The organism is Comamonas sp. CAH-2 (assembly GCF_009668305.1).
Classification (GTDB): domain Bacteria; phylum Pseudomonadota; class Gammaproteobacteria; order Burkholderiales; family Burkholderiaceae_C; genus Comamonas; species Comamonas aquatica.
This window is the reverse complement of the sequence record NZ_VSWF01000002.1, coordinates 16,483-35,347: the sequence shown is the minus strand read 5'-3', so window position 1 is coordinate 35,347 and position 18,865 is coordinate 16,483. Positions and strand designations below refer to the sequence as shown.

16 protein-coding genes are annotated in these 18,865 nt (G+C 67.9%); 7 read left to right on the top strand and 9 right to left on the bottom strand.

Translation table 11 applies throughout. The features are described from left to right. Window positions 1–142: 142 nt before the first annotated feature. Together FYM52_RS02245 and FYM52_RS02240 are read left to right on the top strand one after the other, a co-directional pair. On the top strand, window positions 143–940 hold the full coding sequence (locus FYM52_RS02245; protein ID WP_154162936.1) for an HDOD domain-containing protein: 798 nt from the start codon (window positions 143–145) through the stop codon (window positions 938–940). 185 nt (window positions 941–1,125) lie between these two features. Continuing rightward, entirely contained in the window at window positions 1,126–3,591 is a 2,466-nt protein-coding gene (locus FYM52_RS02240) for an AI-2E family transporter (RefSeq protein WP_154162935.1), read from the top strand. Between the two features lie 8 nt (window positions 3,592–3,599). Here FYM52_RS02240 and FYM52_RS02235 read toward each other — a convergent pair whose 3' ends face one another. After that, window positions 3,600–4,736, bottom strand: a complete 1,137-nt coding sequence (locus FYM52_RS02235) for an iron-containing alcohol dehydrogenase (protein WP_154162934.1) — start codon at window positions 4,734–4,736, stop codon at window positions 3,600–3,602. Window positions 4,737–4,969: 233 nt separating this feature from the next. Here FYM52_RS02235 and FYM52_RS02230 point away from each other — a divergent pair, with 233 nt between their 5' ends. Beyond that, window positions 4,970–5,899 (top strand): alpha/beta hydrolase, encoded by a 930-nt coding sequence (locus FYM52_RS02230; RefSeq protein ID WP_154163069.1) that lies wholly within the window; start codon window positions 4,970–4,972, stop codon window positions 5,897–5,899. 25 nt (window positions 5,900–5,924) lie between these two features. Beyond that, window positions 5,925–6,779: a YbgC/FadM family acyl-CoA thioesterase gene (locus tag FYM52_RS02225; protein ID WP_154162933.1), complete on the top strand. Its 855-nt coding sequence runs from the start codon at window positions 5,925–5,927 to the stop codon at window positions 6,777–6,779. Window positions 6,780–6,881: 102 nt separating this feature from the next. On the opposite strand, the gene FYM52_RS02220 is transcribed toward FYM52_RS02225, so the two are convergent. From FYM52_RS02220 to FYM52_RS02185, 8 genes are all read right to left on the bottom strand, one after another. Then, entirely contained in the window at window positions 6,882–8,297 is a 1,416-nt protein-coding gene (locus tag FYM52_RS02220; protein ID WP_162524623.1) for a methyl-accepting chemotaxis protein, read from the bottom strand. Window positions 8,298–8,556: 259 nt separating this feature from the next. Then, on the bottom strand, window positions 8,557–9,621 hold the full coding sequence (locus tag FYM52_RS02215; RefSeq protein WP_154162931.1) for an NAD(P)/FAD-dependent oxidoreductase: 1,065 nt from the start codon (window positions 9,619–9,621) through the stop codon (window positions 8,557–8,559). Window positions 9,622–9,717: 96 nt separating this feature from the next. Beyond that, on the bottom strand, window positions 9,718–10,047 hold the full coding sequence (fdxA, locus tag FYM52_RS02210; protein ID WP_043386884.1) for a ferredoxin FdxA: 330 nt from the start codon (window positions 10,045–10,047) through the stop codon (window positions 9,718–9,720). 144 nt (window positions 10,048–10,191) lie between these two features. Continuing rightward, entirely contained in the window at window positions 10,192–11,571 is a 1,380-nt protein-coding gene (locus tag FYM52_RS02205) for a sulfate adenylyltransferase subunit 1 (protein WP_154162930.1), read from the bottom strand. Window positions 11,572–11,731: 160 nt separating this feature from the next. After that, window positions 11,732–12,664, bottom strand: a complete 933-nt coding sequence (gene cysD, locus FYM52_RS02200) for a sulfate adenylyltransferase subunit CysD (protein WP_042416599.1) — start codon at window positions 12,662–12,664, stop codon at window positions 11,732–11,734. A gap of 64 nt (window positions 12,665–12,728) precedes the next feature. Next, the gene (locus tag FYM52_RS02195; protein WP_154162929.1) at window positions 12,729–13,364 is read right to left on the bottom strand and encodes a phosphoadenosine phosphosulfate reductase family protein; all 636 of its coding nucleotides are present in this window, start codon (window positions 13,362–13,364) and stop codon (window positions 12,729–12,731) included. Continuing rightward, window positions 13,361–13,753 carry a DUF934 domain-containing protein gene (locus FYM52_RS02190; RefSeq protein ID WP_154162928.1) on the bottom strand — a complete coding sequence of 131 codons (393 nt, stop codon included), beginning with the start codon at window positions 13,751–13,753 and terminating at the stop codon, window positions 13,361–13,363. Before FYM52_RS02190 ends, FYM52_RS02195 begins: the two co-directional genes overlap by 4 nt. Window positions 13,754–13,779: 26 nt before the next feature. Then, the gene (locus FYM52_RS02185; protein ID WP_154162927.1) at window positions 13,780–15,573 is read right to left on the bottom strand and encodes a nitrite/sulfite reductase; all 1,794 of its coding nucleotides are present in this window, start codon (window positions 15,571–15,573) and stop codon (window positions 13,780–13,782) included. A 162-nt stretch (window positions 15,574–15,735) separates the two neighbouring features. Here FYM52_RS02185 and FYM52_RS02180 point away from each other — a divergent pair, with 162 nt between their 5' ends. The 3 genes from FYM52_RS02180 (at window position 15,736) to FYM52_RS02170 (ending at window position 18,863) form a co-directional block, all read left to right on the top strand. Then, window positions 15,736–16,578: a zinc ribbon domain-containing protein gene (locus tag FYM52_RS02180; RefSeq protein WP_154162926.1), complete on the top strand. Its 843-nt coding sequence runs from the start codon at window positions 15,736–15,738 to the stop codon at window positions 16,576–16,578. A gap of 116 nt (window positions 16,579–16,694) precedes the next feature. Further along, entirely contained in the window at window positions 16,695–17,339 is a 645-nt protein-coding gene (locus FYM52_RS02175) for a hypothetical protein (RefSeq protein ID WP_154162925.1), read from the top strand. 87 nt (window positions 17,340–17,426) lie between these two features. Next, the gene (locus tag FYM52_RS02170) at window positions 17,427–18,863 is read left to right on the top strand and encodes a zinc ribbon domain-containing protein (protein WP_154162924.1); all 1,437 of its coding nucleotides are present in this window, start codon (window positions 17,427–17,429) and stop codon (window positions 18,861–18,863) included. Window positions 18,864–18,865 lie beyond the last annotated feature (2 nt).

Here is an 18,865-nt window from a genome sequence, read left to right as displayed (position 1 = left end):
GGAAAAGCCTGCCTTATTCGCGCAAGGCCGTCATCTGCGCAGCCCATACTCGGCATGGGGGGCTGCGTGCCCCGGTTGAAGAGGATGGTGCCTGGGCGGCGATGCCCGGGCCCGGTACACGGTTGTCACTGCCTGAAGGTCCATGCAAGCCGCTCCAGAATTGTCACTGCCCTGCCAGCCGCGGATCCTGGCGCTGTTGATGCGCGAGCTGATCAGCGAGGTGCCGCACATGCGCCGTGTGAACCAGCTGTTCGGCTGCGATCCGGTGCTGGCGGCCCAACTGATGGAGTGCGCCAACTCCAGCGCCTACCGCATGGCGGCGCAGGTGCGCGGCATCCCCCAGGCCCTGACCCTGCTGGGCGAGCGCCAGTTGCGCGCGCTGCTGAAGAAGGCCCAGGCGGGCATGGTGGCGCGGCCGATTGCTGGCATCGACATGGGGCAGTTTGCGCGCGTCAGCCAGGACTGCGCCAAGCTGGCGCGCAGCCTGGCGGGTCGGGTGCGACTGGATGGCAGCGTGGCCTACATCGCCGGCCTGCTGCATGGCATGGGCCAGCTGGTGCTGCACCAGACCCAGCCCGAGCGCGTGGCCGCCCTCGCGGCCGAGGCCGGCCTGTGGGACCCGCGCCGCCCGCGCGTGGAAGTGCGCCACTGGGGCTACAGCGCCCACTACACCACGGCCATCTTGCTGCGCGCCTGGGGCCTGCCCGCAGAAATCGTCGCCGCCGTGCAGGCGATGGAGGCGCCGCTGCAGGACGCGCAGTTCGACCCCATGGCCGGGGTGCTGCACCTGGCGGTGTGGCGCAACCGCGTGAAGGTCAGCGGCTGGAGCGAGCGCAGCATGGCCGACGCCTTCCCCGTGGACGTGGCGCTGGCGCTGGGCATCGACGTGGACGTGGTCTTGCAGCAGGAGGCAACGGACTGGAGCCAGTCCATGTATTGATAGCGCACTGCGCGCTTGCACCAAGGGCTGGAGCCCAAAAAGACTGAAAAATCAGGCACGGCCTGGCGGAAAAACCTGACACCGGGGCGGTGCCGGGCGCCGCCATGCTGGGCGGGTTTTCGTTTTTGGTCCACAACCGTGCATGCCCGCCTGGCGCAGGCGGGCCGGCCGCTGTGGCATGCCCCATGTCCGACCCGTCGCCCCAGCCATCGCCATCCACCCCGACCGAACCCCAGACGGCCCAGGGTCCGGGTTCTGGGCCCGCCAGTGCGCGCCCTACAGCGTATAGAGCCTCGCAGGGCAATGCCCTGGTGGCCATCGTGCCCGGCCTGCGCTGGATGGTGGGGCTGATGATCGCCGCCATCGTGATCGTGGGCCTGTACTTTGGGCGGGAGATCCTGATTCCCCTGGCCCTCGCCGTGCTGCTGGGCTTCCTGTTGGACCCGGCCGTCACGCGGTTGCACCGCTGGGGGCTGCCGCGCCTGGCGGCCGCACTGCTGGTGGTGGCCTTGGCGCTGGGGGCGCTGGCGGGCCTGGGCCTGTACCTGGGCAAGCAGGTGCAGGCGCTGAGTGCGGACCTGCCCACCTACCAGACCACCATCAAGCAAAAGCTTCGCAACCTGCGCGTGCTGACCGCCGGCCCCAGCGCCTGGGACGGCGCGGTCAAGACCTATGGCACGGTGGAGCGCGAGATCGCAGCGGCCACGGCCGAGCCCGGCCAGCGGTCATCGCGGGTCCAGCAGGTCGAGGTGGTGCGCGATGAGGACAAGCCCGTGCTGCGCGTGGCCCAGTGGCTGGGCAAGGTCAGCGAGCCGCTGACGCAGGCCGGCATCGTGCTGCTGTTCGTGATCCTGATCCTGCTGGACCGCGACGACCTGCGCGACCGCCTGCTGCGCCTGATGGGCGGCAACCCGCACGTGGCGACCGATGCCATGGACGAGGCCGCCCACCGCATCGGCCGCTACCTGCGCATGCAGTGCATTGTGAATGTGGCCTATGGCGTGCCCATGGCGGCGGGCCTGTGGCTGATTGGCGTGCCCGGGGCCATGCTGTGGGGGGTGCTGGCCATGGTGATGCGCTTTGTGCCCTACGTGGGGCCGCTGGTGGCCGCGGTGTTCCCGCTGGCCCTGGCGTTTGCCGTGGCGCCGGGCTGGGACATGCTGATGTGGACCCTGGCGCTGGTGCTGCTGCTGGAGCTGGTCAGCAACCACATCGTCGAGCCCTGGCTGTACGGCAGCAGCACCGGCCTGTCGACCCTGGCCATCATCATCGCCGCCACCTTCTGGACCGCGCTGTGGGGGCCCATCGGCCTGATCCTGTCGACGCCGCTGACAGCTTGCTGCCTGGTGCTGGGTCGCTATCTGCCGGGCTTGCAGTTCCTGGAGGTGCTGCTGGGCAGCCAGCCGGTGATGGACGCCCCGCACCGCCTGTACCAGCGCCTGCTGGCCGAGGACGTGTCCGATGCGATTGCCCTGGCGCGCAGCGACATCGCCCAGCGCCTGCCCGCCAGACCAACGGTGGCGGACAAGGCCGCGGCGGTGGAGGGTTTTTACGGCCAGGTGGCGCTGCCGGCCTTGCAGCTGGCGTGCAAGCACCATGCCGAGGCGGCCACGGTCGAGCACCGCATGCGCCTGTCCAACGGCATGGAAGACCTGCTGGAAGAGCTGGCGGAGGATTACCCGGGCGCGTCAGGGCTGGCAGACGCGGCGGCGTGTGGGCGCGTGCACTGTGTCGGGGCCCGCTGGGCGGTCGATGCCTGGGCCGCCCGCATGCTGGCGCACAGCCTGCAGCTGCAGGGCCTGCCCGCCACCAGTGCCAGCCATGCACTGGCGCCGGACCGGGGGCTGGACGGCATCGGCGATTGGCAGGAGGTACAGTGGCTGGTGCTGTCCACCCTGCATGGGCAGCCGCACATTTTGCTGCGCCAGTGGCTGCGCCGCATCCGCCGGCGGTATCCGCAGCTGCAGGTGGTGCTGGCGCTGTGGAACGTGCCCCCCGAAGGCCTGCAGGGCGAGGACTTGCAGCGCCTGGGCGTGCAGGCCCAGGTCACCAGCCTGCACGAGGCGGTGCTGCGCATCCAGCAGGCGGCGTCGCCGGTGCCGACCACGGCCCAGGGCTGTGTGCCGGCGCGCAGGCCGCCGCACGAGGCGCAGCGCCTGCAGCACCTGCAGCGCAGCGGCGCCCTGGATGCTGGTTGCACCGAGGCCTACAGGATCGCCGCCCTGAAAGCGGCCCATGCCTTCGATGTGAAGTACGCCCAGGTCTCGCTGGTCGATGCCGACTGGGTGCACACCCCTGGCGGGCTGCTGGTGCACGGTGGGGTGCCGCCGGCCTCGCCGGGGCTGCCGCGCGATGCCTCCATCTGTGCCTATGTGGTGCAGGAGGGGCAGGGCGTGGTGGTGGACAGCCTGGCGCGCGACCCGCGGTTTGCCGACAACCCGTGGCTGCGGCGGGCGGGCATCCAGTTCTATGCCGGCGTGCCGCTGGTGGATGCGGCGGGGATGGTGCTGGGCAGCCTGTGCATCTTGCACGATGCCCCGCGCAACATGGATGCCGCCGGCCTGGCGGTGCTGCAAGGCATGGCGCGGGAGGTGATGCAGCAGGTGCAGGCGCGCGCCCAGGGCGCCACAGGGGCGCCGCCCGCAGCCTGAGGCCGGTCTTACCAGGCGGCGTGCAGCATGTCGGCGTAGTCCTGGGCGCTGGCCAGCCGCGGGTTGGTGGCGTGGCAGTGGTCTTTCAGGGCGCCGGCAATCACGGCATCCAGCCAGTCCTGCTCCACCCCCAGGGCGCCCAGGCCACTGGGCAAGCCCAGGCGGGCATTCATGTCACGCAGGGCCTCGGGGATGTCGCTGGCGCTGGCCAGGCCCATGGCGTGGGCCATCTTCTCCAGCCGGTGGTCCTTGACCACCGACGCGGCCTCGGCGTTGAAGCGCACCACCGCTGGCAGGAACATGGCGTTGAGCGTGCCGTGGTGCAGGCGGGGGGCGATGCCGCCCAGGCTGTGGCTCAGGCTGTGCACGCAGCCCAGGCCTTTCTGGAAGGCCATGGCGCCCTGCATGCTGGCGCTCATCAGCTGGCGGCGCGCCTCGGCATCCTGGCCGTTGCGCGTGGCGCGTTCGATGTGCGCCCAGCCGCGCTCCAGGCCGTCCAGGGCAATGCCATCGGCCGGCGGGTTGAAGGCCGCCGCCATGTAAGTTTCCATGCAATGGGCGATGGCATCCATGCCGGTGGCGGCCGTCAGCAGGGGCGGCAGGCCATAGGTCAGCTCGGGGTCACAAATGGCGGCCTTGGGCACCAGGTGCCAGCTGTGAAAGCCCAGCTTGCGGTGGTCGTCAACGATGATGATGGCGCCGCGCGCCACCTCGCTGCCCGTGCCGCTGGTGGTGGGTACGGCGATGATGGGGGCGACGGCGGCCGTGATCTTGGCAGAGCCGCCTTCGATGGTGGCGTAGGTGGTCAGTGGCCCCTCGTGGGTGGCCGCAATCGCCACGCCCTTGGCGCAGTCGATGGCGCTGCCCCCGCCGACGGCGATCAGCCCGTCGCAGCGGTGCTGGCGGTACAGGTCGGCGGCGGCGTGCACGGCGGCCTCGGTGGGGTTGCTCGGGGTAGCATCAAAGACCGTCACGGGCAGCGCGTCCAGGGCGTCCAGCGCGTGCTGCAGCACGCCGGCCGCTTTGACGCCCGCGTCCGTCACGATCAGCGGCCGGGTGATGCCCACGCGCTGGCATTCCTGCGGCAGCAGGCGCACGGCGCCGAAGTCGAACTGGATCTGGGTCACGTAATTGATGAAGGCCATGCGAATTTCCCTGTGAAGCCATGTGCACACGCTGGACTGGCAATCTAGTCAGCCTGCGCCCATCGCGCCACCTTGGGAACCCTGAGCCGGGCTGGGCCACGGTCACCCCGGGGACAAAGTCCGCCAGTTTGGCTGCGCACTGCCCGGGATTGCTGCATGATGTGCGGCTTTGTGACTGTTGTTTGCGTGTTGTGAGTCCCGACCACGAACTGCCCCATCCCCTGACGCCAGCCATGCGCGATGTCTTGCGCCGCATGGTGCGTGCCAACCGCCCCCATCTGCATACGCTCAGCCCCGAGCAGGCCCGCGCCGCCTACGAGGCGGGCGCCGGCGTGCTGGAGATCAACAAGCCCGAGCTGGCCCGCGTGCAAGACCTGCGCATTCCCGCGCGCGATGGCAGCGCGCTGCCGGCCCGGCTGTATGCACCCACGCAGGGCCAGGCCCTGCCGGTGCTGCTGTACCTGCACGGCGGCGGCTTCACCATCGGCAGCGTCCAGACGCACGACATCCTGTGCCGCCAGCTGGCCCGGCTGTCGGGCTGCGCCGTGGTGTCGCTGGACTACCGCCTGGCGCCAGAGCACCGCTTCCCCACCGCCATTCACGACGCCTGGGATGCCCTGCAGTGGCTGGCCCTGCACGGTGCGGGACTGGGGCTGGACACCGGTTGCATGGCCGTGGGTGGTGACAGCGCCGGCGGAACCCTGGCTGCGGCCTGCGCACTGCTGGCGCGCGATGCCGGCCTGGTGCTGCAGTTGCAACTGTTGATCTACCCCGGTACCTGCGCCCACCAGGACACGGATTCGCACCTGCGCTATGCCCACGGCCTGGTGCTGGAGCGCGATGGCATCCAGTGGTTCTTCAACCACTACGTGCGCAGCGCGGCCGACCGCGAGGACTGGCGTTTTGCGCCCCTGCTGGCCCCTGACGTCGAGGGCGTGGCGCCGGCCTTCTTCTGTCTGGCCGAGCTGGACCCGCTGGTCGATGAGGGCGTGCAGTACGCCGACCTGCTGCGCATGGCCGGCGTGCCGGTCGAGCTGGAGATTTACAAGGGCGTGACCCACGAGTTCATCAAGATGGGCCGCGCCATTCCCGAGGCGCGCCAGGCGCATGCCGCCATGGCCACCGCCTTGCGCGCGGCGCTGGGCACCACGCCCGCCGACTGATGCCCGCGACATGAAAGAGCCCACCATGCGACCCCAAGATTTCCGTTGCCGCCACCGCCTGACGGTGCGCTGGTCCGAAGTGGATGCCCAGAAGATCGTCTTCAACGCCCACTACCTGATGTACGCCGACGTGGCGGTCACCGACTACTGGCGCCAGATGGCCATGCCGTATGCGCAAAGCTGGGCCACGCTGGGCGGCGAGCTGTTTGTCAAGAAGGCCACGGTGACCTACCACGCCTCGGCCCAGATGGGCGATGTGCTGGACGTGGGCATTCGCTGCGTGCGCCAGGGCAACACCTCGCTGCAGTTCGAGGCGGGCATTTTCCGCGGCCAGCAACTGCTCAACACGGTGGAGTTGGTCTATGTGTTTGCCGACGCACAGCAGCAACCCCAGCCCGTGCCGCAGGCGCTGCGTGACATGCTGACCGCCTTCGAGGCTGGCGAGGACATGGTGCAGCTGCGCTCCGGCAACTGGAACGACCTGGGCCGCCTGGCCGAGCGCCTGCGCATGGAAGTCTTCGTCAAGGAGCAGGGTGTGCCGCCCGAGATCGAGATGGACGAGTTCGATCCGGTCTGCCGCCACGTCGTGGCCCTCAACCGCCTGGGCCATGCCGTGGGGACGGGGCGGCTGGTCAGCGATGCGCCTGGCGTGGGTCGCATCGGTCGCATGGCCGTGGCGCGCGAGCTGCGCGGCTCCAGCGTGGGGCGCCGGGTGCTGGACGCGCTGGTGGAGGCCGCACAGCAACGCGGGGACCGCGAGGCCGTGCTGCACGCCCAGGTCCACGCCCGCAACTTCTACACCCGCGCCGGCTTTGTGCCCGAGGGCGAGGTCTACCAGGAGGCGGGCATCGACCACATCACCATGCGCAAAACCTTGTAAACGCGGCAGGTGTTCATCAAAAAATGAGCGACCTGCGCTCAAAGACAAAGAGCTTCAGGTGTTTTTGACCTGAAGCCCTTTGTTCTATGCGCGGTGTGCGCTTCAGATTTTGAAGGCCTGCACACTGCGGCGCATCTGCACCGTCTGCTCCTGCAGGCTGCTGGCGGCGGCATGCGACTCTTCGGCCAGGGCCGAGTTCTGCGACATGCTGTGCTCGAGCTGGTGGATGGCCTGGGTGATGTCGGCCATGGCACTGGCCTGTTCTTGCGTGGAGTCCATGATCTCGCGCATGCTGCCCGTCACATTGCCCGAGGCATGTTGCAGCTGTTGCATGGCGGCCAGCGCGTCCTGGCTCTGGCTGGAACCCAGGGCGATCGCTTGCCCGGAGGACTGGATCAGCCCGCGGATCTGCTGGGCCGCATCGGCGCTGCGCAGGGCCAGGCGGCGCACCTCCTCGGCCACCACGGCAAAACCACGGCCTTGCTCGCCCGCGCGGGCGGCTTCCACGGCCGCGTTCAAGGCCAGCAGATTGGTCTGGAACGCCAGGCCATCGACCACGGCCACGATCTCGGCAATCTCCTGCGACTGCTGGCGGATGGTGGCCATGCTCTGGGCCAGGGCGGCCACCACGGCCTGCCCCTGGTGCGCGGCCTCGGTGGCGTTGCGCGTCATGGCGTCGGTGTCCGCGGCCAGTGCCCGGGCATGTTCGCCGGCCGCCAGCACGCGCGAGGCGGCACTGGCGGTTTCCTCCAGCGCGTTGCAGGCCATCTCGGTGCGGGCCGACAGGTCGTTGCTGCCGGTCTGGATCTCGTGGCTGGCGGTCTGCATCTGGCGCACGCTGTGTGTCACGGTGCGGACCGTGTCATGCAGGTTCAGCATCAGCGCCTGCAGCTCGCGCGCCAGGGGCGTCTGCACCGATTCTCCGGAAATATCCAGATTGAATTGGCCGCCATCGTCCAGGGCATTGACCAGACCCTGCAATTCAATCCCCTGGCGGTAAGACGCCACCATTTTCTGGAGAATGAATATCTCCACGGCCGTTTGCGCCACCACGAACGTGGCATGCAAAACGATTTTCTGAAAATCTGCTTCGGTGGTGCAGTAAATGCCGTAACCCCAGGCCTGCAAACGGTCGAATAATATATGGTGCACGGCAAAAAATGCTGCACAGGCCAATACCACGCGCCATTCGCGGTACACCATGACCAGGGCCAATGTGACAAATACCCCGAAGTGAAATTCGATCGTGCCCAGCGAAACCTGGATGTGCAGCGCGACCGTGGCGCACAGCAGCAGCGGCAGGGCGTAGCGCGTGATGACCGTCCCGCGCAGGCTGAAGCACAGCACGGCGGCCAGGGCGCTGAGCAGCGGGCTGAAAATCAGCACCCCATCCAGGCTGGAGTAATGCCAGGCAATCGGCACAGCCAGAATGCTGCAGCCCATAATCAACAGCAGCATCAAGACATCGGCCTGCCGGCCGATGTCCTGCAGGGCCTGCTGGATATTGGTGTGGGACATCGAACGGCCCGCAGGGGGGCGTGCCGATGCGGATTGAATTGCCAATGAATGCATAAAAAAACCCAATCAGGGATTGGGTCGCTGGATAAAAATGAAGCGGCCGCCTTTTGAATAAATATGATTGGAAAAGGCGGGGAAAGTCCGCAAATCATATCGGGGCGCCGTGGTGCCAGCGGGTGCCCCAGGGGCAAAGGGGACTGCCGTGCGGGGTCGGCCCGCCGGACGTGGCACGACCGGGGTTTAGCGGGTAGGGAGCCGCTCAGGCGGCGCTGGGGGCCACCCCGAGCAGGCTTTGCAGATGGCTGCTGGAGGTGGTGTATTGCAGCAGCACGGGCTTGTCGGTCAGGTATTCCGCGATCGAGAAAGCCGCCAGCGTGGCTTCGTGAAAGCCGCAGACAATCAGCTTGCGCTTGCCCGGGTAGTGGTTGATGTCACCCACGGCGTAGATGCCCGGGGCCTCGGTGACAAAGGTGCCCGTGTCCACGGGCAACTGCTTCTTGACCAGCTCCAGCCCCCACTCGGCCACGGGGCCGAGCTTGGGCGAGATGCCCTGGAACACCAGCCACTGCTGCACCGGCAGGCTGTGCGGGCTGCCATCGGGCAGACTGACGTCGAGGGCCTGCAGCGCCGTGCCATCGGCCTGCAGCGCCAGGGGTTGGGCGGCCAGCACGCGGATGCGGCCGGCGGCCTGGTGGGCCTGCAGCTGGGCCAGCAAGGCTTCAGGGGCGGTGAAGACCTCGCGGCGGTGCATCAGGGTGACGCTGGCCGGCGCCTGGGCCAGGGCGTCGATGGCGGCCTGCACGGCCAGTTCATCGCCGCCATGCACCAGCACCTGCTGCCCGCGCAGGGGCAGCCGGGCCAGATCGGCCGGGTGGTAGTGCACGCTGTGGCCGACCAGGGCGTCGATGCCGTCGACCTTCACGGCCTTGGGCACGAACGAGCCCACGCCCGCGGCAATCACCACGGCCTTGGCGCGCAGCGTGGTGCCGGTGGAGGTGCCCAGCAGCCACTGGCCGTCGTCCTCCTGCACCAGGGTCTGGACCTGCTGGCCCAGGTGCAGCGTGGGGGCAAACGGCGCCATCTGCTGGCGCAGGCGCTGCACCAGCTCGGCCCCCGTGCACACGGGAATGCCCGGGATGTCGTAGATGGGCTTGTCCGGGTACAGCTCGGCGCACTGGCCGCCCAGGTGGGGCAGGGCGTCGATCAGGTGGCTGCGCAGCCCCTGCAAGCCCAACTGGAACACCTGGAACATGCCCACCGGGCCTGCGCCGATCACGGCGACATCGGTGGACAGCGGGGCGGAGCAGGTGGGGGCAGAGGTCATACGGGTGGGTGCAAAGCGATCAGGCAGCTACAAAGCAAACAGCCCCAGGGGCTGGGGCTGATGGGGGGCGATCGGGGCCACCGTGGACGGAGGCGATCAACGCTCCAGCAGGTCCAGCTTACCTTCCTTGCCGTTCCAGTCGTCGGCGTCGGGCAGCGAGGCCTTGCGCTTGGTGATGCTTTTCCAGCCCTTGGCCATGGCCAGCTCGGCGTTGAGCTTGATGAAGTGCAGCTGGTCGGCCGGCGTATCTTCTTCCGCAAAGATGGCGTTGGCCGGGCATTCGGGAATGCAGACCGCGCAGTCGATGCACTCATCGGGGTCAATCACGAGGAAGTTTGGTCCTTCGCGGAAGCAGTCCACGGGGCAAACATCCACGCAGTCGGTGTATTTGCACTTGATGCAGTTTTCGGTGACGACGTGTGTCATGAGAGATTCTTCTTATGCAGTATGCAAGGGGATCGGTATTAACCCACGATTCTAGGTTTTTTCCTGAACCCTGCCAGCAGTGGGCATGGATTCAGGGGTATCAAGCTGCGGTTTCCGTGTGGCGGATCAAATCCGGGGGCGCGCTCAGCGCACCAGGACGGCTGCCGCCGTGGCGTTGCTGGCGGTGTCCACCAGGATCAGCGAGCCCAGGGCGCGGCTGCGGTGGAAGGCGGCGGTGGGAATCGCTTCCTGCAGCGCAAACTCCACCACGCCGATGGCGTTGGGCTCCAACTGGGCGGCGTCTTCCTCGGCCAGGGTGTTGACGTTCAGACGATGCACCACGCGCTGGGCCTTGGCCTTGACCCAGCGGTGGCCGTGCAGCGCCCAGTAGACGCGGCCGGGCACCAGGGGCTCGTTGTCCATCCAGGCCACGGTGGCGCTCAGGCTGCGGCTGCTGGGCCAGACGGGCTGGGCGGTGGGGGTGTCGAAATCATCGTCGGCCACGGCAGCCGGCACGGGGGCGGCCACAATCCAGTCGCCGCGCGAGACATCCACCTCGCGGTCCAGCGTGATGCCGGCGGACAGGCCCGCCGCCACGCCCTGGGGCGCGCGGGCATGGTCGATCACCTGGGCGATGGTGGCCAGCTGGCCGCTGGGCAGGATCTGCACCTGCGCGCCCACCTGGGCGCTGCCGGCGGCCACACGGCCCCAGAACACGCGGCGGCCCTGGGTGGTGACGGCGCTGTCGTGGAACTTCTCCACCCACTGCACGGGGAAGGCCAGGGGCAGATCGCTGTCGGCCGGGGTGTTGGGCAGCTGCTCCAGCAGTTGCAGCAGGCTGGGGCCGTCATAGCCGGCCCAGCCATGGTGGGCGTTGACCACGTTGTAGCCCTTGAGGGCCGACACGGGCACGGTGGCCGCCACGGCAATGCCGGCGTCCTGGGCGAAGCGCGCCAGGGCGCCGCGGATGTGGGTGAAGGCCAGGGCTGGGTCTGCCACGGCGTCCAGCTTGTTGACGGCAAACACCAGCGAGTGCACGCGCAGCAGGTGGGCCAGCAGGCTGTGGCGGCGCGTCTGCGGCAGCAGTTGCAAGCCGGGGTTCTGCCAGTCCAGCTTGGTGGCGTCCACCAGCACCACGGCGGCGTCGGCGCTGCTGACGGCCGTGACCATGTTGCGCGTGTACTGCTCATGGCCGGGCGCGTCGCCGATGATGAACTTGCGCGCGTCGGTGTTGAAGTAGCGGTAGGCCACGTCGATGGTGATGCCTTGCTCGCGCTCGGCCGACAGGCCGTCGGTCAGCAAGGCCAGGTCGGTCTCACCGCTCTTGGTCACGCCGGCCAGTTGGTCCTGCAGCACGGCGCGGGTGTCCACCAGCAGGCGGCCGATCAGGGTCGACTTGCCATCGTCCACCGAGCCGCAGGTGATGAAGCGCAGGGCGGAGACGTGGTCGGAATCAGAGTCAAATTGGCCGTTAGCGCTTGCTGTGCTTGCGCTGGTAGCTACGGAATTAAGAGTTTCTGTCATTGCATTCTTTCTCTGAGCAAGGGCATGGCCCTTGCACTGGCATGGCCCAATCCAGAGACACCGCGCAAGGGCCGCCCCGCCGCGCTGGTGTCATCCCCCTTCCCGAAGGCGAAGCCTGCAAGAGAAGGGGGAAGGCGCGTGAGCGCCTCAGGGGGATGCATTAAAAGTAACCGTCTTTCTTGCGCTTTTCCATGGAGGCCTCGCTGGTCTTGTCGTCCATGCGCGTGGCGCCGCGTTCGCTGACCTCGGCGGCCAGGGTCTCGATCACGATCTCGGCCGCCGTGGCTGCCGTGCTTTCCACGGGGCAGGTGCAGGTGATGTCCCCCAAGGTGCGAAAACGCACATCGCGCACCACGACGGTTTCGCCGTCTTTGGGCGGGGTCAGCTCCGTCACGGGCACCAGCAGGCCTTTGCGCTCGACGATGTGGCGCGGGTGGCTGTAGTACAGGCTGGGCAGGGCGATCTGCTCACGCTCGATGTACTGCCACACGTCCAGCTCGGTCCAGTTGCTGATGGGGAACACGCGGAAGTGCTCGCCCGGGGCAATCCGGGTGTTGAACAGCGTCCACAGCTCGGGGCGCTGGGCCTTGGGCTGCCATTGGCCAAAGCTGTCGCGGTGGCTGAAGATGCGTTCCTTGGCGCGGGCCTTTTCCTCGTCGCGGCGGGCACCGCCAATCAGCGCATCAAAGCGGAACTCTTCAATCGCTTCCAGCAGCGTGACCGACTGGTGCGCATTGCGGGGCTCTTCCGGGTGGGCCAGGCGCACCGTGCCGCGCGCCATGGAGTCTTCCACGCTGCGCACGATGAGCTCGGCCCCCAGCTCCTGCGCCCGGAAGTCGCGGAAATCGGTCACTTCGGGGAAGTTGTGGCCGGTGTCGATCATCAGCAGCGGGTAGGGGATGCGGCCCGCGCCAAAGGCCTTCTCGGCGCAGCGCAGCATGACCAGCGAGTCCTTGCCGCCCGAGAACAGCAGGGCGGGGCGTTCGAAGGCGGCGGCCACTTCGCGCAGGATGAAGATGGTTTCCTCTTCCAGCGCATCCAGGTGGCGGTTGCTGAGCTGGCTCAGCACGGGGGTGTCCACACGGGCGTTCATACAGATACTTTCAAACGAAATCGGGCTCTAGCGCTTATCCAGTAAGGGCTGGCAGCTATGGTTCTTAGTGGGATATGTGCAGGCCGCATTCGCGGTTGTCTTCACCCTTGGTGGGGTCCACGTAGTCGAAGTTGTTGGGCAGGCCGTGCTGCTCGCAGTATTCGTACAGGTCCTTGGACGACCAGTGCAGCAGCGGCGCCACCTTGATCAGACCATCGGGGTTGATGCTGACCGGGTCCATGGCGGCGCGCACGGCGGTGTCGGTGGCGCGCAGGGCGGTGAACCAGACCCGGGGCGCAGTCTCGCGCAGGGCGCGGGCAAAGGGCTCCAGCTTCACCTCGGCGGTGAAGGCCGCATGGCGTGGGTCATCCAGCGCGGGCGTGGGGCCTTCCACGGCCTCGCGGTGGGCGCGCGAGCGCAGCGGCAGGTAGATCTTGAGGTTGAGCTCAAGCTGCTTGGTCACCGCATCGGCAAACCGATAGGTGGCTTCGGTGTTGTAGCCGTTGTCCATCCAGACCACGGACACGTCGGGGCGGGCGCGCGTCACCATGTGCAGGATCACCGCCTCGAAGGGGCGGAAATTGGTGGTGACGATGGTGGGCAGGTCCAGGCCGACGGCCCAGTTCACCAGGGCCTGGGCGTCGCGGCCCAGTTCGGCATTCACCTGGGCCAGATCGAGGGTGGGGGCAAGTGCGCTCATGCGGTGGCCTGGCGTGCGTGGAAGTGGGGCAGGGGGTTCACGGCATCGGCCTGGTAGTAGCCGCCGAAGCGCTCGAACTGGCGCTGGGCATCGGCCGCGTCCACGCCTTCGCGCAGCACGGCGCTGCTGAAGCCGGTGCGCTGCATCTGCACCAGCTGGTCAATCAGCACATCGCCCGTGGCGCGGATGTCGCCGGCAAACTTCAGGCGGCGGCGCAGCAGGTAGGCCTGGCTGAAGGCGCGGCCGTCGGTGAAGGTGGGAAAGTGCAGGTCGATCTGCGTGATGCCGTCCAGGTTCACGTCCAGCACGTTGGTGTCGTTGGCCAGCACCAGCACGGTGGCCGTGCTGGCGGTCGGGGCCTGGTAGTCGTTGTGGGCCAGAATTTGCATGGTGGTTTCCTTGGGGTTCTGGGGGCTCAGACGGCTTCTGCTTCCACCTCGGCAGGCGCGGGGTGGCGCGCGGCCTTGCCGGCTTCCTTGAACGGGTCCAGGCCGATGCGGCGCACGGCGTCGATGAAACGCTCGCCGGGCTGGCGCAGGTCGCGGTAGGTGGTCAGCACGGCTTCGAGCACGTCGGGCACTTCGGCGGCCGAGAACGAGGGGCCGATCACCTTGCCGGCACCGGCTTCGCCGGACAGCGTGGAGCCGTCCGAGCCACCCAGCGTGACCTGGTACCACTCCTTGCCGTCCTTGTCGACGCCCAGGATGCCGATGTGGCCGCTGTGGTGGTGGCCGCAGCTGTTGATGCAGCCGCTGATGTGCAGGTCGATGTCACCGATGTCGTCCAGCTCGTCCAGGTCCTGGTAGCGCTGGGTGATGGCTTCGGCAATCGGCAGGCTGCGGGCATTGGCCAGGGCGCAGAAGTCGCCGCCGGGGCAGGCAATCATGTCGGTCAGCAGGGCCACGTTGGTGCTGGCCAGGCCCAGGGCCTTGGCCTGCTGCCACAGGGCGTGCAGCTCGCTGGCATGCACCCAGGGCAACAGCACGTTCTGGTCGTGGGTGACGCGGGCTTCCCCGGCGGAGAACACATCCATCAGGTCGGCCAGGGCGTCCAGCTGGTCGCCGTTGGCATCGCCCGGGGCCTGGCCGGGGCGCTTGAAGGACAGGGTCACGGCGCGCAGTGCCGGGTTGCGGTGGGGGTGCACATTGCGCTGCACCCAGCGCGCAAACGCGGGCGAAGCGGCGATCTGCGCCTGCAGTTCGGCATTCGCCTGCCCGGCACCGATGGCGGGGTGGGACGACAGGTCGGGCTCGACGAACATGGCCGCCACGCGGTCGAATTCGGCCTGGGGCACGGTGTGGGGGCCGCCATCGACTTCGACGATCTGGCGGTATTCCTCTTCCACGGCGTCGATGTAGGCCTGGCCTTCGGCCTTGACCAGGATCTTTATGCGGGCCTTGTACTTGTTGTCGCGGCGGCCCAGCTCGTTGTAGACGCGCACGATGGCCTCGATGTAATTCATGATCTGGTTCCAGGGCAGGAACTCACGAATCTGCGTGGCGATCACGGGGGTGCGGCCCATGCCGCCGCCCACGAAGACCTTGAAGCCGACCTCGCCTGCGGCGTTCTTCACCAGGTGCAGGCCCACATCGTGCCAGCCGGTGGCCGCACGGTCTTCGGCCGCGCCGGTGATGGCGATCTTGAACTTGCGCGGCAGGAAGGCGAACTCGGGGTGCAGCGTGGTCCACTGCCGCAGGATTTCGGCGTAGGGGCGGGGGTCCACAACCTCGTCCACGGCAATCCCGGCCAGGGCGTCGGTGGTGGTGTTGCGGATGCAGTTGCCGCTGGTCTGGATGCCGTGCAGGTTCACCGTGGCCAGCAGGTCCATCACGTCGGCGGCCTTGGACAGCGGGATCCAGTTGAACTGCACGTTGGTGCGCGTGGTGAAGTGGGCGCAGTGCGTGGGCAGGAAGGTGGTGCCCAGCTTGCCCTGGCCTTCCATGGCGGCCTGGAAGACGGCGGCTTCGGGCTCGTCGTACTCGCGGGCGACGCGGGCCAGCACGCGGATCTGGGCGGCATTGATTTCGCCATAGGGCACGGCCACGCGCAGCATGGGGGCGTAGCGCTGCACATACCAGCCGTTTTGCAGGCGCAGGGGGCGGAAGTCGTCTTCAGAGAGCTTGCCGGTCTGCCAGCGCTGCAGCTGGTCTCGGAATTGGTCAGCGCGTTGCTGGACAAACGCTTGGTCGAATTCGGTGTATTGGTACATGGCGCAGTCGCGATCGTGGAAAGCTGGGTCTTGTCGTAGGAAACCCTCTGGCTGCGCACTGTATGAAATCTCTTTATAAAAACAAACGATTGTTTTGTTGTTGTCTTATATCCCCGTGAAATATGGCCTGAAGTTAAGACTTGCTCGTCCGCAGCGGACGCCATGCGGAGACATCGCAAAAAGCCCGTGTGGTCCAGCCCACGCGCAGCCTCGGAATGTTTGATGGATGCGGTTTTTACCGACAGAATGCCGGGAATTTCTTCACCAACGCACCCTATGCACTGTCACCACTGCACACATCCGCTGTCCGATAACGCCAAATTTTGCAAACAATGCGGCACGCCCACGCAGGCGGTCGCCGGGACGGAGGAGGTGGCCATGACCAAGGAGGCGTGCAGTGCCTGCGGGGCACTGTGCTCGCCCAGTGCCAAGTTCTGCCTGCAGTGCGGCGTGGCACGCACCGCAGCCGCAGTGGCGACATCGAGCCCGACTCCGTCTGCGCCTGCGCCTGCGCCGGTGGTCAGCCCGCCCGTTCAGGTGACGCCCGCGGCGGACCCTGTCGCACCAACCCCGCTGGTGACGGGGCCTGCGGTCAACCCGTCCAAGCCCGCCGCCTTGCAGCCCAAGCTGCTGGCGCTTGTGGTGGTCGGGGTGTTGGCCGTGGCGGCCGGCGGCACCTGGATGATGTTCAAGCCGGGGGCGCAGACGGTCATCAACGCCGAGCGCCTGAACGATCCGACCCCTAGCCTGCCGGAGGACGAAGACAAGGCCCGGGCGGCGAATATCGTGGGCCCCCAGGCCGAGGCGCTGGACCCCGCGCCCGCCGCTGAGGCCCTGCCGCCCCCGGCAGAACCCGCCGTGGTGGCTGCACCGCAGCCGCTGGAGCCTGCCGTGGCCCCCACGCCGGCCCCGGTGGCGGCCACGCCCAAACCTGCGGCCCCCAAGCCTGTGGCGCCCAAGCCGGCCCCCAAACCCGCCAACACGCTGGACAGCTTGCTGGATTGACGGGCCACGGGCCTGCCCATCCCCCCGCACAACCGAGGAAGGACGCCACATGGCCCAGGGCCGTGTGGCCGTCATCTTCCCAACAGATTCCGAGAGACCGAGAGAGAGGTGAACCCATGCGAATGATCAAGACAACCGTGGTGGTGGCTGCACTGCTGACCGTGACAGGCTGTGCCACCATGGACGAAGCCAGCAATTCGCTCAGCTGCATGCTGGCCCGCGCCACCGGCAAGGCCTGCGGGGGCCAGGAAGCTGCCATGGCCAGCACGGGCCAGGGCGGGCGCTTCGAGCAGTTGCAGACCGTGTTCGAGCAGGAAATCCAGACCGCCCGCGAGGCCCAGGCGCGCGCCGTGGCCGCGACACAGCCGCTGGGGCCCAAGCAGCGCGCCGTGGCCGGCGAGGTGGCCGTGATCCACGTCGACATCACCGACAGCCGCAGCCAGCAAAAGCGCAACATGCGCACCCTGGATGCCATGACCCTGGACATGCCCCTGGGCGGCAAGGGCAAGGACGGCTACACCCAGGCCATGGACGAGATCAAGGACCTGGCCAACACCCTGGCCGACAACCGCGGCAGCGCCAGCATCCTGGTGCAGCAGAACCCGGCCGATGTGAAGGCCAAGCGCGTCAACACCGCCTCGGGCAACACCAAGAGCCCGGCTGGGCAGCCCATCACGGTGGAAAAGCAAACCACCGCCAATGTGCCTGCCGGGGTGGAGCGCTACACGGTCAAGGCCGGCGCGATCCGCGGCAGCCTGTGAGGTCATGGGGGTCCGCAGGCCACTGTGGGCCCCAGGGATGGCGGGCACACCGCCACCCATCGCTTGTCAAAAAGAAAGAGGGACGGGATGAGTTCTAGACTGCAAAACATTCAATTTTCGGCGCTGGCGCGCGCAGGCGAAGGCCTGACGCAATGGCGGCCTCTGGCCATGGGCTTCATCACGCTGGTGGCGTGCGGCCTGCTGGTCTTTGTCAGCCAGGCCCTGGCCCGTGGCATGGGCGGCTTTGCCGGCGTGCTGCTGTTCGGCCTGCTGATGCTGGCGACCGCGGTGGTCTTCTTCTCCGGCGTTTCCGCCGTGGGTGTGATGCTGATGGACAAGGCCCAGGGCATCGCCGTGCGGGGTTTTGCCGATGCGGCCTACGCGGGCCTGCTGTGCGTGCCCAAGTTCCTGGGGCTGGCGCTGCTGGCCCTGGTGGCCACCCTGCTGTTCTACCTGGTGGCGGCCATCATCTACTTCGTCTGCAAGATCCCATTGCTGGGGGCGGTGCTGGCCTTTGTGGCGCACCCGGTGCTGATCATCGCGGCGTCCGCGTTGATCGTGGCCTGGGTCTGCGTGGTGGCGCCCATGTTCGCGCCCGCCGTCTGGAGCGGCCTGCCGTTCAAGGCCGCCCTGGCCAGCGTGATCGGCATCGCCCGCAACCGCCTGGTCGAGGTGGTGCTGATGCAGATCGTGCTCTACGTCATCCTGATGGTCATCACCGGCCTGCTGTTCATGGGCCTGCTGCCGGCGTCGATCAGCCTGACGGCCATGGGCACCGGCATTGCCGGTGGCGGCGCGGGGGGCATGGGGCTGGAAGGTCTGATGTACATGGGCCCCCGGGCCCTGGCGCACATGGGCATGTCGGGCGCGGTCATTGGGCTGTGGCTGGGTGTGGGCGTGCTGTTCTGCGTCATCTTTGCCCTGCTGGGCCAGGTGGCGGTGATGGGCCAGAACCTGGTCTATCTGCAAGCCAGCGCCAGCATCGACAGCACAGGCGAGGAGCAGGCCCTGGACGGTGTGTGGAGTGATGTGCGCAAGCGCGCCGAAGAAGCCAAGGAACGTGCCAAGGCCGCCGCCGAGCGGGCCAAGCAGGTCGCGGCACAGAAGGCGCAGGAAGTTGCCGCCGCCAACGAAGCACGCAAGGCCGCTGCGGCTGAGCAAGCGCAGCAGCAGGCCGCACAGGCCGCCGAAGCGGCGCGCCTGCAGGCTGAACAAGCTGCCGCCGAGCAAGCCCAGCAGCAAGCCGCAGTGGCTGCCGAGGGTGAAGCCGCACGCCAGGCCGCTGAAGCGACACGCCTGCAGGCCGAACAAGCAGCCGCAGACCAAGCCGCAGCCGCGCAACAGGCTGCGCAGAAAGCCCAGCGCCTGGCCGACGCACAGCCAGCGGCAGCCCCGCAGGCCCAGGAGGCCGCCCCGGCGGCCCCTGCGGTGGCGCCCAGCTGCCCCAGCTGCCCCAGCTGCCACGGCCAGGTAGGGCGCACGGACAGCTTCTGCGAGCACTGCGGCCACAAGCTCAAGCCCTGAGC

What these genes read in the sequence shown, in the direction of transcription:
- FYM52_RS02245 (WP_154162936.1), top strand. Translation starts at nt 143, where the DNA reads ATGCAAGCCGCTCCAGAATTGTCACTGCCCTGCCAGCCGCGGATCCTG.
- FYM52_RS02240 (WP_154162935.1), top strand. Translation starts at nt 1,126, where the DNA reads ATGTCCGACCCGTCGCCCCAGCCATCGCCATCCACCCCGACCGAACCC.
- FYM52_RS02235 (WP_154162934.1), bottom strand. Translation starts at nt 4,736, where the DNA reads ATGGCCTTCATCAATTACGTGACCCAGATCCAGTTCGACTTCGGCGCC.
- FYM52_RS02230 (WP_154163069.1), top strand. Translation starts at nt 4,970, where the DNA reads ATGCGCGATGTCTTGCGCCGCATGGTGCGTGCCAACCGCCCCCATCTG.
- FYM52_RS02225 (WP_154162933.1), top strand. Translation starts at nt 5,925, where the DNA reads ATGCGACCCCAAGATTTCCGTTGCCGCCACCGCCTGACGGTGCGCTGG.
- FYM52_RS02220 (WP_162524623.1), bottom strand. Translation starts at nt 8,297, where the DNA reads ATGTCCCACACCAATATCCAGCAGGCCCTGCAGGACATCGGCCGGCAG.
- FYM52_RS02215 (WP_154162931.1), bottom strand. Translation starts at nt 9,621, where the DNA reads ATGACCTCTGCCCCCACCTGCTCCGCCCCGCTGTCCACCGATGTCGCC.
- fdxA (WP_043386884.1), bottom strand. Translation starts at nt 10,047, where the DNA reads ATGACACACGTCGTCACCGAAAACTGCATCAAGTGCAAATACACCGAC.
- FYM52_RS02205 (WP_154162930.1), bottom strand. Translation starts at nt 11,571, where the DNA reads ATGACAGAAACTCTTAATTCCGTAGCTACCAGCGCAAGCACAGCAAGC.
- cysD (WP_042416599.1), bottom strand. Translation starts at nt 12,664, where the DNA reads ATGAACGCCCGTGTGGACACCCCCGTGCTGAGCCAGCTCAGCAACCGC.
- FYM52_RS02195 (WP_154162929.1), bottom strand. Translation starts at nt 13,364, where the DNA reads ATGAGCGCACTTGCCCCCACCCTCGATCTGGCCCAGGTGAATGCCGAA.
- FYM52_RS02190 (WP_154162928.1), bottom strand. Translation starts at nt 13,753, where the DNA reads ATGCAAATTCTGGCCCACAACGACTACCAGGCCCCGACCGCCAGCACG.
- FYM52_RS02185 (WP_154162927.1), bottom strand. Translation starts at nt 15,573, where the DNA reads ATGTACCAATACACCGAATTCGACCAAGCGTTTGTCCAGCAACGCGCT.
- FYM52_RS02180 (WP_154162926.1), top strand. Translation starts at nt 15,736, where the DNA reads ATGCGGAGACATCGCAAAAAGCCCGTGTGGTCCAGCCCACGCGCAGCC.
- FYM52_RS02175 (WP_154162925.1), top strand. Translation starts at nt 16,695, where the DNA reads ATGCGAATGATCAAGACAACCGTGGTGGTGGCTGCACTGCTGACCGTG.
- FYM52_RS02170 (WP_154162924.1), top strand. Translation starts at nt 17,427, where the DNA reads ATGAGTTCTAGACTGCAAAACATTCAATTTTCGGCGCTGGCGCGCGCA.